16 protein-coding genes and 1 riboswitch are annotated in these 19,283 nt (G+C 69.9%); of the genes, 5 read left to right on the top strand and 11 right to left on the bottom strand.

The features are described 5' to 3' along the window. Positions 1-66: 66 nt before the first annotated feature. A riboswitch (FMN riboswitch) is annotated at positions 67-214 on the bottom strand. Between the two features lie 50 nt (positions 215-264). From rpe to ABZU72_RS01705, 3 genes are read right to left on the bottom strand one after another with little or no spacing between them, the layout of a single operon-like run. Continuing rightward, positions 265-933, bottom strand: coding sequence for a ribulose-phosphate 3-epimerase (gene rpe, locus ABZU72_RS01715; RefSeq protein WP_355017183.1), 669 nt, complete (start codon positions 931-933; stop codon positions 265-267). Positions 934-961: 28 nt separating this feature from the next. Continuing rightward, on the bottom strand, positions 962-1,603 hold the full coding sequence (locus ABZU72_RS01710; RefSeq protein ID WP_355017182.1) for an HAD family phosphatase: 642 nt from the start codon (positions 1,601-1,603) through the stop codon (positions 962-964). 20 nt (positions 1,604-1,623) lie between these two features. Beyond that, positions 1,624-2,772, bottom strand: coding sequence for a sterol desaturase family protein (locus tag ABZU72_RS01705; RefSeq protein WP_355017181.1), 1,149 nt, complete (start codon positions 2,770-2,772; stop codon positions 1,624-1,626). A gap of 202 nt (positions 2,773-2,974) precedes the next feature. Between ABZU72_RS01705 and ABZU72_RS01700 the strand changes: the two genes are divergently transcribed. Beyond that, entirely contained in the window at positions 2,975-5,275 is a 2,301-nt protein-coding gene (locus tag ABZU72_RS01700) for an FdhF/YdeP family oxidoreductase (RefSeq protein WP_355017180.1), read from the top strand. Positions 5,276-5,278: 3 nt separating this feature from the next. On the opposite strand, the gene fdhD is transcribed toward ABZU72_RS01700, so the two are convergent. The 4 genes from fdhD to ABZU72_RS01680 are packed head-to-tail and all read right to left on the bottom strand — an operon-like array spanning position 5,279 to position 8,902. Further along, complete coding sequence (fdhD, locus tag ABZU72_RS01695) at positions 5,279-6,115, bottom strand: formate dehydrogenase accessory sulfurtransferase FdhD (protein ID WP_355017179.1); 837 nt, start codon at positions 6,113-6,115, stop codon at positions 5,279-5,281. After that, complete coding sequence (locus ABZU72_RS01690; protein ID WP_355017178.1) at positions 6,103-7,365, bottom strand: MFS transporter; 1,263 nt, start codon at positions 7,363-7,365, stop codon at positions 6,103-6,105. Before ABZU72_RS01690 ends, fdhD begins: the two co-directional genes overlap by 13 nt. 21 nt (positions 7,366-7,386) lie before the next feature. Then, positions 7,387-8,355, bottom strand: coding sequence for a Dyp-type peroxidase (locus ABZU72_RS01685; protein WP_355017177.1), 969 nt, complete (start codon positions 8,353-8,355; stop codon positions 7,387-7,389). Between the two features lie 28 nt (positions 8,356-8,383). Next, positions 8,384-8,902, bottom strand: coding sequence for a hypothetical protein (locus tag ABZU72_RS01680; RefSeq protein WP_355017176.1), 519 nt, complete (start codon positions 8,900-8,902; stop codon positions 8,384-8,386). Positions 8,903-9,042: 140 nt separating this feature from the next. On the opposite strand from ABZU72_RS01680, the gene ABZU72_RS01675 reads away from it, so the two are divergent. Further along, positions 9,043-9,693, top strand: a complete 651-nt coding sequence (locus ABZU72_RS01675) for a DUF1345 domain-containing protein (protein ID WP_355017175.1) — start codon at positions 9,043-9,045, stop codon at positions 9,691-9,693. Here the strand turns inward: ABZU72_RS01675 and ABZU72_RS01670 are convergent. After that, positions 9,662-10,924 (bottom strand): helix-turn-helix domain-containing protein, encoded by a 1,263-nt coding sequence (locus ABZU72_RS01670; RefSeq protein WP_355017174.1) that lies wholly within the window; start codon positions 10,922-10,924, stop codon positions 9,662-9,664. The two genes, ABZU72_RS01675 and ABZU72_RS01670, sit on opposite strands and share 32 nt — an antisense overlap. Positions 10,925-11,050: 126 nt before the next feature. Between ABZU72_RS01670 and ABZU72_RS01665 the strand changes: the two genes are divergently transcribed. Continuing rightward, positions 11,051-11,965: a hypothetical protein gene (locus tag ABZU72_RS01665; protein ID WP_355017173.1), complete on the top strand. Its 915-nt coding sequence runs from the start codon at positions 11,051-11,053 to the stop codon at positions 11,963-11,965. Positions 11,966-11,974: 9 nt separating this feature from the next. On the opposite strand, the gene ABZU72_RS01660 is transcribed toward ABZU72_RS01665, so the two are convergent. Beyond that, positions 11,975-12,376 carry a TIGR03668 family PPOX class F420-dependent oxidoreductase gene (locus ABZU72_RS01660; protein WP_355017172.1) on the bottom strand — a complete coding sequence of 134 codons (402 nt, stop codon included), beginning with the start codon at positions 12,374-12,376 and terminating at the stop codon, positions 11,975-11,977. A 78-nt stretch (positions 12,377-12,454) separates the two neighbouring features. Here ABZU72_RS01660 and ABZU72_RS01655 point away from each other — a divergent pair, with 78 nt between their 5' ends. Next, positions 12,455-13,186 carry a hypothetical protein gene (locus ABZU72_RS01655; RefSeq protein ID WP_355017171.1) on the top strand — a complete coding sequence of 244 codons (732 nt, stop codon included), beginning with the start codon at positions 12,455-12,457 and terminating at the stop codon, positions 13,184-13,186. Here ABZU72_RS01655 and metH read toward each other — a convergent pair. Beyond that, positions 13,168-16,881 (bottom strand): methionine synthase, encoded by a 3,714-nt coding sequence (gene metH, locus ABZU72_RS01650; protein WP_355017170.1) that lies wholly within the window; start codon positions 16,879-16,881, stop codon positions 13,168-13,170. The genes ABZU72_RS01655 and metH overlap by 19 nt on opposite strands. A 189-nt stretch (positions 16,882-17,070) precedes the next feature. Between metH and ABZU72_RS01645 the strand changes: the two genes are divergently transcribed. Continuing rightward, complete coding sequence (locus ABZU72_RS01645; RefSeq protein WP_355017169.1) at positions 17,071-17,919, top strand: PAC2 family protein; 849 nt, start codon at positions 17,071-17,073, stop codon at positions 17,917-17,919. Positions 17,920-18,038: 119 nt separating this feature from the next. Here ABZU72_RS01645 and mshC read toward each other — a convergent pair whose 3' ends face one another. Continuing rightward, complete coding sequence (gene mshC, locus ABZU72_RS01640) at positions 18,039-19,271, bottom strand: cysteine--1-D-myo-inosityl 2-amino-2-deoxy-alpha-D-glucopyranoside ligase (protein WP_355017168.1); 1,233 nt, start codon at positions 19,269-19,271, stop codon at positions 18,039-18,041. Positions 19,272-19,283 lie beyond the last annotated feature (12 nt).

Below are 19,283 nucleotides of genomic sequence, written 5' to 3'. Positions count from 1 at the left end.
GGACTCCGGGGTCAGGCCGAGACATCGCGCCGCACCCTGGTCTCAGGGTGGTCACGACGAATCGGGCTGCGTGCGTCTTCCCATCCGGACTTTAACCGTCGGTCCAAGATTCTCACTTGGTCAACCGATGACTGGCTGTCATCGGGTCGCGGACTTCTGAATCTTCGATCCAGTCACCGCCGGCTCGGAATTTCACCGACCCCAGAGCACGCAAGCACAAGCTCGTCTTCAACCAGTGTGCCACACACGTGGCACGGACCTGGATCAGGCGTCGACTGCTGAGACGGCCTTGTCACGCAGCGCGTTGACCATCGCGTCCGGGTCGGTCGCCGAGTAGACGGCGGAGCCGGCGACGAAGACGTCGGCCCCGGCCTCGGCGCAGCGCTCGATGGTCTCCAGCGAGACGCCGCCGTCGACCTGCAGCCAGGTCTCGACGCCGGCCTTGTCCATCATCGCCCGCGCCCGGCGGATCTTGGGCAGCACCAGGTCGAGGAACTTCTGCCCGCCGAAGCCCGGCTCGACGGTCATCAGCAGCACCATGTCGAGCTCGGCCAGCATGTCCTCGTACGGCTCGATCGGGGTCATCGGCTTGAGCGCCATCGACGCCCGGGCACCCTTGGCGCGGATCTCGCGGGCCAGCCGGACCGGAGCCTTGGTGGCCTCGACGTGGAAGGTCACCGAGCCACAGCCGGCCTCGACGTAGGCCGGGGCCTCGCGGTCGGCGTTCTCGATCATCAGGTGGGCATCGAGCGGGGTGTCCGTGGACCGCGCGAGCGCTTCGACCATCGCCGGCCCGAAGGTCAGGTTGGGCACGAAGTGGTTGTCCATCACGTCGACATGGATCCAGTCGGCGCTGGGGATCCGGGCGACTTCCGCACCGAGGGCGGCGAAGTCGGCGTTGAGGATGGACGGAGTGATCTGGATGTGGCCCACGGAAGGCACCCTAGATGACCCGGAGGGGTCAGAGGGCAGCCAGGTCGGCGTACGTCATTCCCTCGAGCGTGTCGCGGAAGACCCTGCGCTCGCCGGGGGCGACGGGGACGTGGTTCTCGACCACCAGGACGGTGCAGCCGGCCGCCTCGGCGGAGCGCGCTCCGGTGTTGGAGTCCTCCACCGCGATGGTGTCCTCGGCCGCGACGCCGAGGGCGGCGGCCGCGGTGAGGTAGGGCTCGGGGTGGGGCTTGCCGTTGCGGACCATGTCGCCGGTGACGATCACCTTGAAGGTGCCCTCCGGAAGCTCCTGGAGGATGGGGCCGACGAACCGGGCGTACGACATCGTCACCAGCGCGCACGGCACACCCTGCTCGAACAGGTCGGTGAGCAGCTCGCGCGCACCCGGTCGCCACGGGACCTCACGCTCGACCTGCTCGACCACGCCGTCGAGGAGCATCTCGACGATCTCCTCGGGCTCGTGGGGAAGGCCCATGCCCTCCTTGACCAGCCGCGCCGACTCGATCAGCGCGTTGCCGACCAGCTCCATCGCCTGCTCCTCGGACCAGGTCGCCCCGTAACGCTCGGCGATGGCGTACTCCGCCGCGATCCAGTAGGGCTCGGTGTCGACCAGGGTGCCGTCCATGTCCATGAGAACAGCCGCAGGTTTCATGGCGAGAATCTTGCCACGCGTCAGCGGACGTACTCGTCGAAGGTCCGCTGACCGAGGAACGGGGCGACGTGCTGGGCGACGATCCCGACGGGGACGGTCTCGCGCTTGAGGACGCCATACTCCTCGGGCCAGCTGCCGTCGCGCGGGAGCTTGAAGGAGCCCATCAGCATGTCGATGACCGGCAGGTGGATGGCGTAGTTGCGGTCCCAGTAGTCGATGTGACGGGCGTGGTGCCAGTGGTGGTAGCGCGGCAGCACGACGAGGTACTCCAGCCAGCCGAAGCGGATGCCGAGGTTGGCGTGCGCGACCACCGCCTGGATGCCGACCAGCACGGCGTACGCGTTGACGACCGAGGTCGAGAAGCCCAGGAACAGCAGCGGCAGCAACACGATGCTGCGGGTCAGCACGGTCTCGACGAAGTGCACCCGGGAGCCGGCCAGCCAGTCGAGCTCGGGGCTGGAGTGGTGGACCGCGTGGAAGCGCCACAGCACCATGATCCGGTGGTAGCAGCGGTGCAGCACCGCCTGGGCGAGGTCCGCGAGGAAGACGGCGAGCAGGAAGGCCACGAGGAACGGCAGGCCGTCGATCCACGCCTGTACGCCCGGCACCTTCACCGAGGAGACCACCAACGACGTCGAGGTGGTGACCAGGATCAGGATGAGCTGGACCAGGACGTGGCTCATGAAGAAGTAGCAGGCGTCGGTGCGCCAGCCGGGCCGGAAGACCGGCACCGGGCGGCGGGCGAAGGCGTGCTCGAGCGGGATGAAGACCAGCGCGGAGAAGAACAGGGCGAGCACGAACCAGTCGAGGCCGAGCGAGAACGGCGAGTCCTCGACCCGGCCGTCGAACGGGACCTCGGTGCCGCCGAGCAGCACCGCGGCGGTCGCCGTCCCGACACCGATGAAGGCCATCCGCTTGTGCTGGTCGCGCAGCACCGCGATCGTGCCGGCGAAGAAGGCGGCCGCGAGGCCGACGAGCAGCAGCGTACGCGCGAAGTCCTCGGTGTAGACGGCGCGGAACTCACGGGTGGTCAGCAGCTCCGGGAAGTGGAAGCAGAGCACCGTGGCCAGGCTCAGGACGCCCAGGAAGCACGAGGCGGCCGGCGCGAGCAGGTGGTGGCGCAGCAGGGCGAAGCGCGGGCGCCGGGTGGCGCGCTCAGTCTCGGACATGGCAGCAGTCTTGCCGCCGACGCACTGGCTGCGCCTGAGCTGACGTACTCAAGTTTGTCGCCCGTCACCACTCGCGTTGTCCTCACCGACACATTCGTGCCGACGGGCCCGTGATCGCTCGCGGACGGAGGATCCGCGCGGATAGCGTCCGAGACGAGACAGCACAGCGCGCCCGCGATGACGACATGCACAGGAGCACGAGATGGTCGACCAGGACACCTCCGGCCAGGGGCCCGTCCCCACAGGTGAATGGAAGCAGCGCGACTATCACCATCCGGCCGCCGGGTGGGGCGCGGCGACCTCGGTCATGAAGGTGCTCGCCCGCGAGCACGCCGTCGTCTCCGGGACCCGGGCGATGCTCAAGATGAACCACGAGAACGACGGGTTCGACTGCCCCGGCTGCGCCTGGCCCGACGATCTGAAGGGCCTCAAGCTCGACCTGTGCGAGAACGGGATGAAGCACGTCGTCTGGGAGATGACGAGCAAGCGGGTCGACCGCGACTTCTTCGCCGCGCACACGGTCTCGGAGCTCGAGACCTGGTCCGACTTCGAGCTCGAGGACCAGGGCCGGCTGACCGAGCCGATGGTCTATCACGAGGCGAGCGACCGCTACGTCCCGATCAGCTGGGCCGACGCGTTCGCGCTGGTCGGCGAGACGCTGCGGGCTCTCGGCAGCCCCGACGAGGCGGCCTTCTACACCTCGGGGCGGCTCGGCAATGAGGCCACGTTCCTCTACCAGCTGTGGGCGCGCGAGTTCGGCACCAACAACCTGCCCGACTGCTCCAACATGTGCCACGAGGCCTCGGGGCGAGCCCTCACCGCCGCGATCGGGACCGGCAAGGGCACCGCCGACCTCGAGGACTGGGAGACGGCCGAGGCCCTCTTCGTACTGGGCGTCAACGCGGCCTCCAATGCGCCCCGGATGCTCACCGCACTGACCGAGGCGTACGACCGCGGCGCCCAGATCGTGCACATCAACCCGCTGGTCGAGGCGGCCGCCCGCAAGGCGATCATCCCGCACGAGTTCGTCGACATGGCGCTCAACAAGGCCACCCGCACCAGCACCCTCAACCTTCAGGTCCGCCCCGGTGGCGACCTGGCTCTGCTTCGCGGGATGGCCAAGGCGCTGCTCGAGGACCACCGCACCGACCCGAAGGCGCTCGACGTCGAGTTCATCGAGCGCTACACCTCGGGCTTCGAGGACTACCGGTCCCTGGTCGAGTCGACCTCCTGGGCCGACCTCACCCACCAGGCCGGGCTCAGCGAGGCCGACATCCGCAAGGCGGCCGCCGTCTACTCCGCCTCCGACCGTACGCTGATCAGCTGGTGCCTGGGCGTGACTCAGCACGAGCACGGCGTCGACACGGTGCGCGAGATCGTCAACGTCCTCCTCCTGCGCGGCAACCTCGGCCGCGAGGGTGCCGGCCCCTCCCCCATCCGCGGCCACAGCAACGTCCAGGGCAACCGCACCTGCGGCATCGACCACAAGCCGACCGACGCGTTCCTCGACCGGCTCGGCGAGGTCTGCGGCATCACCCCGCCGCGCGAGCACGGCCTCGACACCGTCGGCGTCATGAAGGCCATGAACGAGGGTGAGGTCAAGGTCTTCGTCGGCATGGGCGGCAACTTCGTCATGGCCGCGCCCGACACCGTCTACACCTCCAGCGGACTGCGCAACTGCGACCTGACCGTCCAGGTGAGCACCAAGCTCAACCGCAGCCACCTCGTCCACGGTCGCAAGGCGCTCATCCTCCCCTGTCTGGGCCGCACCGAGAAGGACCTCCAGGCCGGCGGCCTCCAGGAGACCTCCGTCGAGGATTCGATGAGCATGGTCCACCTCTCCCGCGGGATGAAACGGCCCGCCTCACCTCACCTGCTCTCCGAGCCCGCGATCATCGCCGGCATGGCGCGGGCGACCATGCCCAACAGCTCCAGCCCGTGGGAGTCGTGGGTCGGAGACTACGACCGGATCCGCGACGTGATGGCCAAGGCGCTGATCGGCTTCGAGGACTTCAACCGACGGGTCCGCCTCCCGCTGGGGTTCCGGCTCAAGCAGCCCGCCCGCGAGCTGGTCTTCCACACGCCGTCCGGCAAGGCGGAGTTCCTGGCGTCGCCGCTGCCCGACGTGATCCCGGCCGAGGATGACGTACTCGTGCTCCAGACGATGCGCTCCCACGACCAGTGGAACACCACGATCTACTCCGACGACGACCGCTACCGCGGCATCAAGAACCTGCGTACGTTGATCCTCATGCACGAGGACGACATGCGCTCGCGTGGGATCACCGAGGGCTCGCTGGTCGACATCGTCGCCACCGCCAAGGACGGCAGCGTCCGATCGCTCCGTGGCTACCGCGCCCTTCGCTACGACCTTCCGCGCGGCAGCGCCGCGGGCTACATGCCGGAGATGAACGTGCTGATCGGGGCCAGCGACTACAGCGTCCAGAGCGCCCAGCCGCTGATGAAGAACCTCAAGGTCCGGGTGACTCCCAGCAGCAACTGACCCTCAGCCGGCGGGTACGGCCGCGATGCGGTCGGTTCCTGCGTAGATGTTCATCGAGGAGCCGCGCAGGAACCCGACCAGGGTCAGGCCGTTGTCGTCGGCCAGGTCGACGGCGAGCGAGGAGGGGGCCGAGACCGCGGCGAGCAGCGGGATGCCGGCCATCACGGCCTTCTGGACGAGCTCGAAGGAGGCCCGGCCGCTCACCATCAGCATGCTGTTGCGCAGCGGCACCAGCCCCTCGCGCAGCGCGTGCCCGATGACCTTGTCGACCGCGTTGTGACGGCCGACGTCCTCGCGTACGCAGAGCAGGTTGCCGTCGGCGTCGAAGAGCCCGGCGGCATGCAGGCCGCCGGTGCTGTCGAAGACGCGCTGCGACTCTCGCAGCCGCTCCGGCATCGTCGCCAGGAGCTCGGGCGTGACCTGCAGAGTGTCCTCCGCGACCGACCAGGCCGATGACGTACGCACCGCCTCGAGGGAGGCCTTCCCGCACAGGCCGCACGAGGAGGTCGTGTAGAAGCTGCGCTCCAGGGAGGCGTCGGGCGGGGGTACGTGTGCGGCCAGGCCGACGTCGACCACGTTGTAGGTGTTGCCGCCGTCTGCGGTGGCGCCGGCGCAGTAGCGGACGCTCGCGACGTCGTCAGCACTGTGCACGACGCCCTCGCTGACCAGGAAGCCGATGGCAAGGTCGAAGTCGCCCCCGGGGGTGCGCATCGTGACGGTCAGCGGTCGCCCGTTGACCCTGATCTCCATCGGCTCCTCAGCGGCCAGCGTGTCGGGCCGCCGCGAGATGACGCCATCGCGTACCCGCAGCACGGGCCGTCCAACTGTCACTCTTCCCATGTCAGCTCCTGTGGTGTGGGGTCGGTTCGTGAGGGGTCATGGTGGGCGTGCCTGGCGGCGTGCACGGCTGCGCCGATGAGCAGGATGAGGCCGATCAGGGCCAGGCCTGCCAAGAGTTCAGGATAGGAGGCGGACCTCGCCATGACCGCCAGCAGCAGGGGCGCGAGGAAGCCGCTGTGGGCCACGCCCTGGAACAGCGCCGACACCGTCGGCAGCGCGCCGGGTGGCGCGAGGCGCCCGATCTCGGCAAGCCCCGACTCCAGGGTCAGGCCGTAGCCGGCGCCGAGGAATACGGCCGCGCCGAGGACCAGGAGCGGGGAGACCTCCTCGATGGCGAGGGCGCCGAGCAGGAGCCCGATGACCACGGTCCCCATCGCGACGAGGGTCGCCCGAGCGCTTCCAGGACGGTCGATCTTCGCCGCCAGCGGCTGCACCGCCAGCCCGACGAGCAGCGTGACCGCGGCAACCAGGCCACTGAACAGCGGCGCTCGGTCGAGGACTCGGTCGAGGACGAACGGCGGGAGGACGACGTAGGAGACCGTGACCGCCGCGAAGATCGCCGGGCTGGCGGGCAGCACGATCCCGACGAACCGCGGATGGGTGATGGCCGACCAGCGGTCGCTCGCCGGCGCCGCGGGCGGCGGCCCGGGTATCGAGCACATCTCCGGGATGCGGGCGGTCAGCGTGAGCACCAGCAGCGCGAAGCCGCCGTGCACCAGGCACGGCACCACGGACGGGGCCGGGAGCCAGGCGGCGAGGGTGCCAGCGAGCAGCGGACCGAGGGCGAAGCCGGCTCCCGTGGCGTACACCGCGAAGCGGGCGCCGCGGTCGGGACCGGGCGAGAGCGCGCGCAGCCACGCGGCACCGGCCGAGACGATCAGCCCGGCCGCGACCCCGGTCGCCAGCCGGCTCGCGACGACGACCTCGCCGGACACCTCGGCCAGTGCCAGCAGGAGACTTCCGGCCGCTGTGATCGCCAGGGCGATGCGTACGACCCGGCGGTGGCCGAACCTGTCGGCCGTCCGGCAGCCGAGGAGAAGGGCCGGGACCAGACCTGCGAGGTAGATGGTGAACACCTCGACGACCGACATCGTCGACCAGCCCGCCTCGAGCCGGTAGACCACTGACAGCGGGGTGAACTGGTTGGCGCCCCAGCCCGCAGCCACCAGGGCCGCTGCGACCAGGACCCGGTCGGTGCGCGCCCCAGGCGACGCCGTGATCGCCTCCGGCACACCCCCGATCGCACTCACCGCGGCCACGTCATCATCCGCTCAGGCCCGGGTGCGGGCGAGGAACGGCTCTGGATCCTCGAGGAACGCCGCGGGCGGGACGAAGAACAGGCAACCAGTGACGGCCGTGGAGAAGTCGAGGATCCGGTCGTGCCGGCCCGGCGTACGTCCCAGGAACATGTTGCGCAGCATCTCCTCGGTCACCCCCGGGTCGGCGGCATAGCCGATGAAGTACGTCCCGAACTCCCCGGTCCCCACCGCACCAAACGGCATGTTGTCGCGCACGATCGCGAACTCGGTGCCGTCGGGATCGGTGATGGTGTTGAGCGCGACGTGGGAGTCATCGGGCTTGACCGAGTCGGCCAGCTCGATGTCGCTGAGCTTCTTGCGGCCGACGACCAGCTCCTGCTCCTCGACCGAGAGCTTGTCCCAGGCGTCCAGGTCGTGGAGGTACTTCTGGACGATGACGTAGCTGGCCCCGGCGTACGTCTCCTCGGGGTCGGCCTCGCCATAGCCGACCAGCGCCGCCGGTCCGGACTCGGCTGCCGCCGTGGGGCTCTCGGTGCCGTCCACGAAGCCGAGCAGGTCACGCTCGTCCCAGTAGCGGAAGCCGTGGACCTCGTCGACGCAGTCGACGAGCCCGTCGAAGAGCACCATCAGCTGGCGGCCGAGCTCGAAGCAGAGATCGGGCCGGCCGGCACGTAGATGGAAGATCAGGTCACCGGGCGTGGCCACGGCCTCGTGCTTCTCCCCCGCCAGCGGCCGGAACGGGTGCAGCCCGTCCGGGCGCGGGGCGGCGTACAGCCGGTCCCAGGCCTCCGCCCCGATGCCGACCACGCAGCTGAGCGCCGCCTCCGGGATGCGGAAGCCGATCGCGCGGGTGGTCCCGGCGACGTCCGCGAGCGCGTCGCGCGCCTCCTGCTCCTTCCCGTCCCTGACCGTCACGGTGAGGAAGATGGCCGCCTTCGCGGGTGGTGCCAGCACGTCCTGTGCCCGGTCCTGCGGCGTCACCTGGGTCTCCTGCCTTCTCGCATCTCGGTCATGACTGAGGGACGCAGCCGCGGTGGTTGTTCCGTTCCTGGGCCCGCGCCCAGACGCCGGCGTCGCAGCAGAAGCCGCGACCGCTGCGCTTGAGGCAGAGGAGTCCGACGCACCGGCCGTCCTCGACCACCGCGAGCCGGCGGACACCGACAGCGGTCATCGATGTCCAGGTCGACCACAGGTCCGCCCCAGCACCGACCGTCCGGCCCGACAGGATCCGGCCCGACAGGATCCCGATCGCCGTCGCCGGCTCGTCGTCACGCACCTCGATGAGGTCCTGCCGCTCGACGACAGTCAGGAGCCTGTCGCCGTCGGACACCAGCGCGGCATGGACGTGGTCGTCGAGGAAGAATTCACGTACGTCACCACCGGTCGCCGTGGCCGCGAGCAGCTTCGGCCGGCGGACCATGGCGTCGGCCACGGTCGCCTCGCCGGGCGCGTACGCGAGCCGTCCGCCGCCGAACTCGACCCCACCCTCGTTGCGGGTGGTCGACTCCTCGATCCTGCTGAGGGGCACCTGTCCTCTTCTCGTTCGCGCTGCCGGTCCTGGTGGACACCACGGTACGCCGCGCTCCCCTCCTCGTCGCCGCTCACCCGGACTCGCTGTCCGCACGCACACCGACCGCTGTGACGGCCGACGACGGGTAGCCTGCAGGCGTGAGTCGGACGAGTTCGCACACGCCTCTCCCCTCGGCCGCCGGGGTGCGGTTGGCCGGCTCGCTGCTGGCCGGAGCGGTGACGGCCGCGGCCGGCGTACTCCTCGTCGACGCCCAGATCGGCACCCTTCTCGGGGTGGCGGTCCTCCATGCGGCGTTCGTCGCCTCCGGCTGGATCGCGCTGTGGCCGCTCGATGCCGACACGACCCGCGCCAACACCCGCCGCGAGGATTTCCGGCCAGCGACCGAGGAGCTCGTCGTGGTCGCCATCTCGCTGTGCGGGCTGCTCGGGATCGTGATGCTCCTCGTCGTCGGCCACTCCTCCCAGGGGCGCCTCGCCGCGGCGGTCGCGCTCGTCGGCGTCTTCCTGGCCTGGGCGAGCCTGCACCTGATGTACGCCGCGCGCTACGCGCACCTCTACTACGCCGACGACGCGGGCGGGATCGACTTCAACTCCAACGACAAACCCGCCTACCGGGACTTCTTCTACTTCAGCTACAACCTCGGGATGACCTACCAGGTCTCCGACACCTCGGTGACCAGCTCCGAGATCCGCTCCGTCGTGCTGAGGCACACCCTGCTCTCGTACGTCTTCGGGGCGGTGGTGCTGGCGAGCACGATCAACCTGGTGGCCGGGATCGCAGCGGGCTGACGCCGGGCCTCTTCCGCGCGTGGGTCGCCCACAGCTCGGTCGCCGAGGCCACCCGCAGGGCGTAGGCGGCAGCCGCCAGCTCGGCGACGTCCATCGGCTCGGCCAGGGACCGGCCGGTCAGTTCCTGGATCCTGCGCAGCCGGTTGCGCACGGTGTTGGGGTGGCAGTAGAGCAGGGTGGCGGCGCGCTCGGCGGAGCCGGACTGCTCCAGGTACATGTCGAGGGTCTCCAGCAGCAGCTCACGGTCCTCGGACGGCTGCCGCAGCACCTCCCCCAAGACGTTCTCCGCGAGCCGGCGACCCTCGGCGGGTTCGTAGACGACCAGTGCCGCCAGCGGACTGTGGTCGAAGGCTCGCAGCCCGGCGTTGCCGGGCTCCAGCCCGGCCAGCGCCGCTCGCGCCAGGCGCAGCGCGCGCGGAGTCTCCGGGAGCGAGGCATAGGGCGGGCTCACCCCGGTCCGAGCGTCGGCGAAGCCGCGCAGGGTCTCCAGGACCTCCTCCTCCCGCTCCTCGGGGAACGACACGATGCCGAGCTGCTGCGCCGGGGTCAGCCGCCATCCGGAGACGAAGCCCTTCTCGGCGAGGCGTTGCTCGACGTTGACCAGGCTCTCCTTGGCGAGCCCGTTCGTCTCGGCGGCGACCACGATCAACAGCGCGTCGGCCGGGAAGCCGAGCAGCGCAGCCGCCTCCCAGGGGCCCGACTCGGGACCGGGACGCCCGGTGAGCACCGCCTCCACGACCGCCGAGCGTCGCCGCTGCTCGGCGAGCATCAGCTCGGCCGTGGTCGCCCGGTAGGCCTCGGTCAGGACGACGGCGTGCTCGTCGGTGAAGCGCCAGATGACGCCGGCGGTGTCGATCAGGGCATCGGTCAGCGCCGGCTGACGGGTGACCTGCACGTGCTCGACCAGGGCGTCCCAGAGCGCGGCGAAGCAGATCCGGTAGGCCCTCAGCACCTCCGGGAGCGGCACTCCCTGCTTCGCGCGGCGCCTGCCGGTGCGGTCGGAGGCCTCCAGATCGAGCTGGGCGTGCGGGTCGCCGATCGCTGCGACCACCGAGCGAAGGTTGTGGACGAAGGACTGCCGCAGCTCGTCGAGGGAGACCAGCCCACTCTCCCGGTCGCGGTAGTAGGTCGTGATCCGCTCGGCGACCTGCGCGCACGCCTCGTCGGCGAGCCGGGCGATGTTCTGCTCCGCCCAGGCCGCGAGCCGAGATCGCCCGTCCTGTCCTGTCACATGCCCTCCTTCGCCGGTCCCGGGACCATCCTGTCATCAGTCGTGCCGCCAGTTGACCCGTCGACTCGGCACGGGATCGCCCAGCCACGTACGATCTGCCTACCTACGACGGGAGCCGGAGGTTCCGTGAACGAGATCCAGCTCAGCGACCTGAGTCTTGGACGCCATATCGCCCAGGGCTCACAGGGCCGCATCATCGAGCTGGCCGACCACCCCGGGACGGTCGCGAAGCTGTACCGCACGCGAGAGCTCGGCCTCGTGGACGGCCGTGCCCTGGCGGAGCTGGTGCGGATCCGCGGGTTCGTCGAGAGCGAGGGCCTGCAGGTGGATCACTTCGCCGCCTGGCCGCACACGGTCGTGCTCGACGGGCTACGCACCGCCGGCTTCCTGATGCAGCGGGTCCATGAGCCGTTCCTGGCCGGGTTCGGTCCCGCGACCGCGCTCGCGGAGCTGGGCCTGCTCGTGGACACGGGTGACGTACGCAGCCCCGGGATCTTCGAGCGGGTGCTGCTGATGCGGGCGCTGGCCGCGGTGATGGACGCGCTGCACCGGCAGGGGCTCGTCCTCGGCGACCTCTCGCCGCGCAACATCGCCTGGTCGGTGTCGCCGGTCCCCCGGGTGATGCTGCTGGACTGCGACGGGATCCGGCCGGCAGGCGAGGACGGGGTGCTGCCGCCCGCCGACACCCGTGGCTGGGAGGACCCCACCAACCTCGGCCTGCCGCCGACCGCCGACAGCGACCGCTTCAAGCTGGCCCTCACCATCGCCCGCGTGCTCACCGGCGACCGCAACGCCGCCCCCGGCCTCCGGCCCGACCTGACCTTCGCCGGCGAGGCCGGCATCCTGGTCGGTCCGCTGACCCGGCTGATGGACCAGGCCGCCGGTCCTCCCGGACTCCGCCCGACCGCGTCACAGTGGGCCACCGTCCTGGACGTACGCAGCCCCTGGGCCGGAACGGCCCCGCCGGTGCCTCCTTCGATGCGCTCGCGCGGTCCGTCTCCCAGCGGGGAGATCCTGCGCCCCTTCCGACGCTCGCGCTGATCCCAGACCTCAGGTCGCCGACCAGCCGGACCACCGGCTGACCTCGATGACGATCACCGCCCCGGTGGGCGGCTGCTCGCGGTAGTCGGCGTACTTCGCGACCAGCGGGTCGAGGTCTCGGGTCGCGTGCACCCGGGCGACGCCGTCGGCGCGTGCCCACCACAGCTGCGACCAGTCGTCGTCGTAGGCGTCGACCAGGAGCGACACGGCCGGGTTCGCCGCGATGTCCTCGAGCCGCCGCAGCCGGGTGGTCGACTTGGGCTTGTGGTCGACCGCCGTGAGGATCTTCTCGCCCACCAGGGCGAACACGATCGGCACGATCCGGGGCACGGCATCGGCCGAGACCGTCGCCAGCCGCGCCACCCGGGCGCCGGCGAACCGCTCTCTCGCCCACTGCTCATCGTGTCGCACCGTCCGAGCCTATCCGCGTCGGCGAGGACGGCCCGGAGACGGATACGGTGTCCCGCATGGCTTCCGAACCCCTCCCTCGTGCTGCCTGCTGAGGCCGAGCGGCTGCTCACCGTCGACCTGGTCGAGTGGCTCGCCGACCTGGTCGATCCGGCGCTGCTGAGGCAGGAGTCGCCGAAGGCGCGGCTCCAGGGGCTGCGCAGCGCGGTCGTCCACCGGATCGGGGTCAACGAGGCCTCCGCACTGCTGCACTTCCGCGACGGTCTCGAGCACAACCCGCTGCCGCTGCGCGACCAGGACGGGCTGCGGCTGGTGCTGGTCACCAGCCGCGGAGAGGACCTGGCCGTCGACGACGTCGAGTTCGCCGACTGGAGCCGCGACGACGACTGCCTGCGCTGCCGGACCGCGCTGGAGAGCTGGGCGCCACCCGCCTTCGACAACGGTTCACGGATCACGTCCGTGGGCGCTCTGCACATCGCCTACGACCACGCCGACCGCGCCGGCATGGAGCCCGAGGAGATTCTGGCCCGGCTCCGGCCAGCGGTCGCCGAGGCCAATACCGCCCTCGGCACCTGGGACGCCTCGACGGTCGGCGCCTACTGGTATCCCGCCACCGAGACCTGGGCCCACGTCATCCCGCTGCCCCTGGACCGGCAGCGCGACCCGGTGGCGGGCGTGCTCATCCGCCACCCGGACGGCTACCACCTCGTCACGATCCTGACGCGGCGTACGGCGTTCTGGAACGTGGTCAGCGTCGGTCAGGTCCCGCCGGCGTGGCTGGACAACCCCGAGGATCAGTCCTCCGGGTCGTAGCCCAGGTTGGGCGACAGCCAGCGCTCGGCCTCGGTCATCGTCCAGCCCTTGCGCCGGGCGTAGTCGGCGACCTGGTCCTGACCGATACGGCCGACGACGAAGTACTGCGAGTCGGGGTGGCCGTAGTAGAGGCCCGAGACCGACGCGCCCGGCCACATCGCCATCGACTCGGTGAGCTCGATGCCGGTGTTCGCCTCGACGTCGAGCAGCGACCAGATGGTCTGCTTCTCGGTGTGGTCGGGGCAGGCCGGGTAGCCCGGAGCGGGGCGGATGCCGGAGTACTTCTCGGCGATCAGGTCCTCGTTGGGGAGCTTCCCGTCGCCACCCTCGTCGGCGGCGTAGCCCCAGAACTCGGTGCGTACGCGCTCGTGGAGGCGCTCCGCGAACGCCTCGGCGAGGCGGTCGGCGAGCGCCTCCACCAAGATCGCGGAGTAGTCGTCGAGGTCGTCCTTGAACGCCTTGACCCGGTCGGGCAGGCCGATCCCGGCCGTCACCGCGAAGGCGCCGACGTGGTCAGCCCCCTCGCCGACCGGAGCGACGAAGTCGGCCATCGACTTGTTGGAGATGCCGTCGCGGTGCTGGCCCTGCTGACGCAGCTGGAACAGTGTCGCGCGCTCCTCGGTGCGCGAGTCGTCGGCATAGACGATCACGTCCTCACCGGTCGAGTTGGCCGGGAAGAGGCCGTAGACGCCGCGTGCCTCGATCCACTTCTCCTCGATGATCTTGTCGAGCATCTCCTGCGCGTCGTCGTAGAGCTTGCGCGCGGCCTCGCCGGTGGCCGGGTTGTTGAGGATGTCGGGGAAGCGTCCCTTCATCTCCCAGGCGTTGAAGAACGGCTGCCAGTCGATGTAGTCGCGCAGCTCGGCGATCGGGTATTCCAGCAGCGTGTGCACGCCGGGCTGTGCGGGCTCCGCCGGCGCCTTCGAGAAGTCGAGCTCCGGCTTGTTGGCCTTCGCCTGGACGTACGTCAGCGACACCCGCTCGCGCCGCTCGGCGTGGCGCTCGCGGAGCGAGTCGTAGTCGACCTTGACCTCGGCCATCAGCTTCTCGCGGCGGCCGGCGTCGAGGAGGGCTGCCGCGGTCGGCACCGAGCGGGAGGCGTCCTTGACCCACACGACCGGGCCGTCGTAGGCCTTGTCGATCTTGACCGCGGTGTGGGCCCGCGAGGTGGTGGCGCCGCCGATGAGCAGCGGCAGGTCGAGCCCGACGCGCTGCATCTCGGTGGCGAAGCCGACCATCTCGTCCAGCGACGGCGTGATCAGGCCGGAGAGGCCGATGATGTCGGCGTCGTGCTCCTTGGCGGCGTCGAGGATCTTCTGGGCAGGCACCATCACGCCGAGGTCGATCACCTCGTAGTTGTTGCACTGCAGCACCACGCCGACGATGTTCTTGCCGATGTCGTGGACGTCGCCCTTGACGGTTGCCATCACGATGGTGCCGTTCTTGGTCTCGGCGTCGCCCGGCTTCTTCTCGGCCTCGATGAACGGGATCAGGTACGCGACCGCCTTCTTCATCACCCGCGCGCTCTTGACCACCTGAGGCAGGAACATCTTGCCGGCACCGAACAGGTCGCCGACGACGTTCATGCCGTCCATCAGCGGCCCCTCGATGACCTCGATCGGACGGCCACCACGAGCCGAGATCTCGGCGCGGAGCTCCTCGGTGTCGGCCTCGACGTAGGCATCCAGGCCCTTGACGAGCGCGTGGGTGATCCGCGCCCCTACCGGCAGCTCGCGCCAGGCCTCGGCCTTGGCCTCCGCCTCGGGTGAGTCCTTGTTGTACTTCGAGGCGATCTCCAGCAGCCGCTCGGCGGCGTCGGCGCGCCGGTTGAGCACGACGTCCTCGATCCGGTCCCGCAGCTCGGGGTCGACCTCGGAGTAGGGCACCAGCGCGCCGGCGTTGACGATGCCCATGTCCAGGCCCGCCTCGATCGCGTGGTAGAGGAAGACCGCGTGGATCGCCTCGCGCACGGGGTTGTTGCCGCGGAAGGAGAAGCTCACGTTGGAGATGCCGCCGGAGACCTTCGCGCCGGGGAGGTTCTGCTTGATCCAGCGAACCGCCTCGATGAAGTCCGCGCCGTAAGTCGCGTGCTCCTCGATCCCGGTCGCGACCGCGAACACGTTGGGGTCGAAGATGATGTCGTCGGGCTCGAAGCCGACCTCGTCGACGAGAATCCGGTAGGCCCGCTCGCACACCGCGATCCGGCGCTCGTAGGAGTCGGCCTGGCCGTCCTCGTCGAAGGCCATCACGACCGCGGCGGCGCCGTAGCGCTTGCACAGCTCGGCGTGCTCGACGAAGGACTCCACGCCCTCCTTGAGCGAGATCGAGTTGACGATCGGCTTGCCCTGGACGAGCTTGAGGCCGGCCTCGATGACCTCCCACTTGGAGGAGTCGATCATGATCGGGACCCGGGAGATGTCAGGCTCGGAGGCGACCAGGGTCAGGAACCGGGTCATCGCGGCGACCCCGTCGATCATGCCCTCGTCCATGTTGACGTCGATGACCTGGGCGCCGTTCTCGACCTGCTGAGCGGCCACGGAGAGCGCGGTGTCGAAGTCGCCGGCCTTGATCAGGTTGCGGAACTTCGCCGACCCGGTGATGTTGGTCCGCTCCCCCACGTTGACGAAGAGGCTCTCCTCGGTCACGGTGAACGGCTCCAGGCCGGAGAGCCGCAGCGCGGGCTCGACCTCGGGGACGTCGCGGGGCGCGACCCCCTCGACCTGCTTGGCGATCTCGGCGATGTGGGCCGGGGTGGTGCCGCAGCAGCCGCCGACCAGGTTCACGAACCCGGCCGTGGCGAACTCGTGGACGTGGCCAGCGGTGTCACTCGGGCCCTCGTCGTACTCGCCGAAGGCGTTCGGGAGCCCCGCGTTGGGGTAGCAGGAGACGAACGCGTCCGAGATCCGGGAGAGCTCGGCGATGTAGGGGCGCATCTCCTGGGCGCCGAGCGCACAGTTGAGGCCGACCAGGAGCGGGTCGGCGTGGCGTACGGAATCCCAGAACGCCTCGGTGACCTGCCCCGACAGGGTGCGGCCGCTGGCGTCGGTGATCGTCCCGGAGATCACTACCGGCCAGCGGCGGCCGTACTCCTCGAAGACCTGCTTGACAGCGAAGATCGCCGCCTTGGCGTTGAGGGTGTCGAAGATCGTCTCGATGAAGATCAGGTCCGAGCCGCCCTCGAGGAGCGCGCGGGTCGCGTCGGCGTAGGCGTCGCGGAGCTGCTCGTAGGTGACGTTGCGGGCGCCGGGGTCGTTCACGTCCGGGCTGATGGAGGCCGTACGCGTCGTCGGGCCGAGCGCGCCGGCGACGTAGCGCGGCTTCTCGGGGGTCGCGTAGATGTCCGCGGCCGCACGAGCCAGGCGCGCGGCCTCGAAGTTGATCTCGTAGGCGAGGTCGGCCAGGTCGTAGTCGCTCAGCGAGACCGCGTTTGCGTTGAAGGTGTTGGTCTCGATGATGTCGGCGCCGGCCTCGAGGTATTCGCGGTGGATGCCCTCGATGATCTGCGGCTGGGTCAGGTTGAGCAGGTCGTTGTTGCCGATGAGGTCGCTGGGCCAGTCCTTGAATCGCTCGCCGCGGTAACCGGCCTCGTCGGGACGGTCACGCTGGATCGCAGTGCCCATCGCACCGTCGAGCACCATGATCCGCTCCTTCAGGGTGGCGGTCAGGGTCTCGGTGACATCAGGGCGCAGACTCACTCTTGTTTCCTCTCCCGGGCGGGCACGGTGGTGTGCACGGCTTTGCCTGAAACACGCTACGACGTAGGTGCGCGGGCCATGCCATTTCATTCCGAATCCTGACACTGGCAGTCCACCAGGTGGGAATTGAGAAGGTGTACGTGGGGTGAACGGCGCCGACTCCCTGGTCCCGGTGACTAGGGTGGAGGTGTGATCGAGATCGAAGAGACCCGCGACCTGGTCGATCCTGTGGTGATCGCCGCGTTCGAGGGCTGGAACGACGCGGCCGATGCCGCCTCCGGCACGGTTGACCATCTGATGGACGTCTGGCACGCGCGGGTGGTGGCCGAGATCGATCCCGAGGACTTCTACGACTACCAGGTCAACCGGCCGGTCACGGCCACCGACGAGAACGGCTTCCGTTCCATCACCTGGCCCACCACCCAGGTCGCCGTCTGCTCCCCGCCCGACCTGGACCGCGACATCATCCTGGTGCGCGGCATCGAGCCCAACATGCGCTGGAAGCAGTTCGTCAGCGAGATCCTGGAATGCGTCGACGAGCTCGGCGGCCAGCTCGTGGTGACCCTCGGTGCGCTCCTCGCCGACGCCCCGCACACCCGGCCGATCCCGGTCTCCGGCACCGCCACCGAGCCCGACCTCGTCGACCGCCTCAAGCTCGACTCGCCGTCCTACGAGGGGCCGACCGGCATCGTCGGCGTGCTCCAGGAGGCCTGCATCCAGTCCGACATCCCCGCGGTCTCCTACTGGGCCGCCGTCCCCCACTACGTCGCCGCCCCGCCCTGCCCCAAGGCCACCCTCGCGATCATCAACAAGCTCGAGGACCTCCTGCAGTGCTCCATCCCCCTCGGCGACCTCCCCGAGGACGCTCGAGCCTGGGAGCGCGGCGTCAACGACCTCGCCGAAGAGGACGAGGACGTCTCCGACTACGTACGCTCCCTCGAGGAGGCCCGCGACACCGCCGACCTCCCCGAGGCCAGCGGCGACGCGATCGCTCGGGAGTTCGAGCGCTACCTCAAGCGGCGTACGGACGACTCTTAGAACCGGGCGCAGGGATACCCGGTTAACCGGGTATCCCTGCGCTTCTCAGGCAATGCAACACCCGAGAAGCGCAGGAAACACCTGAGCGGTGTGACGCATGTGACCCCTGGGGCCGGCAGTCAGAGCTTGATGCCGAGCGCCGCGTCGACGACCTGGGCGATCGTCTCGCCGGCGAGAGCGTCGGAGGTCTCGGCGAGACCGCCCTCACCGAGCGTGGCGGCGACCCAGGCGTCGACGGCCTCGACCGCACGCGGGGCGTCGAGGTCGTCGGCCAAAGCACCCAGGATCGTTTCGACGACCGGGGCCGCGGGAGCGCCGCGGCCGAGGGCGACGGCCTTGCGCCACTCGGCGATCTTGTCGACGGCGTCGAAGAGCTTGGCGTCGGTCCACTCCCAGTCGTCGCGGTAGTGGTGGCCCAGCAGCACCAGCCGGATCGCCATCGGGTCGATCTCGGAGTTGCGCAGGGCGGAGACGAAGACGAGGTTGCCACGCGACTTGGACATCTTGTGGCCGTCGTAGGCCACCATCCCGCCGTGGGTGTAGATCTCGGCGAAGTCCTTGCCTGCCGACCGCGCGTGCGAGCCGGACATCTCGTGGTGCGGGAAGACCAGGTCGGAGCCGCCGGCCTGGACGGTGAACCCGGCACCGAGGTGCTCCAGGGCGATCGCGGTGCACTCGATGTGCCAGCCGGGGCGGCCGGGACCGTAGGGCGAGGGCCAGGACGGCTCGCCGGGACGCTCGGCGCGCCACAGCAGCGGGTCGAGCGGGTCCTTCTTGCCGGCCCGCTCCGGGTCGCCGCCGCGCTCGCCGAAGAGCTCGATCATCTCCGAACGGCCCAGGCGAGACTCCTCGCCGAACGCGTCGTCGACGGCCACCGAGGCGTAGACGTCCTCGTCGACCTTGTAGATCGCGCCGGCCTCCTCGAGCTCGCCGATCAGCGAGACGACCAGCGGGATCGACTCGACCGCGCCGATGTAGTGCTGCGGCGGGACGACCCGCAGCGCCTCCATGTCCTGCCGGAAGAGCTCGGTCTCGCGCTCGGCGAGCGCCTCCCACTCGATGCCGACCTTGTCGGCCCGCTCGAGCAGCGGGTCGTCGACGTCGGTGACGTTCTGGGTGTAGCCGACCTCGTAGCCGGCGTTGAGCCAGGCCCGGTGGAGCAGGTCGAAGGCGACGTAGGTGTTGGCGTGGCCCATGTGGGTCGCGTCGTAGGGCGTGATGCCACAGACGTACAGCGAACGCCGCCCCTGACCCTCCGTCGGGACGACCGCGTCCCGCTGATGGTCATAGAGCTGCACCTCGGGCCCGTTGACGGACAGTTCTGGGACGTCGGGGGCAGACCATGCGCGCATGGGTGCAGCCTA

It is taken from the genome of Nocardioides sp. NPDC004968 (assembly GCF_040608935.1).
Classification (GTDB): domain Bacteria; phylum Actinomycetota; class Actinomycetes; order Propionibacteriales; family Nocardioidaceae; genus Nocardioides.
The sequence above is the reverse complement of the archived record's forward strand: the minus strand, read 5'-3'. Positions and strand labels throughout refer to the sequence as shown.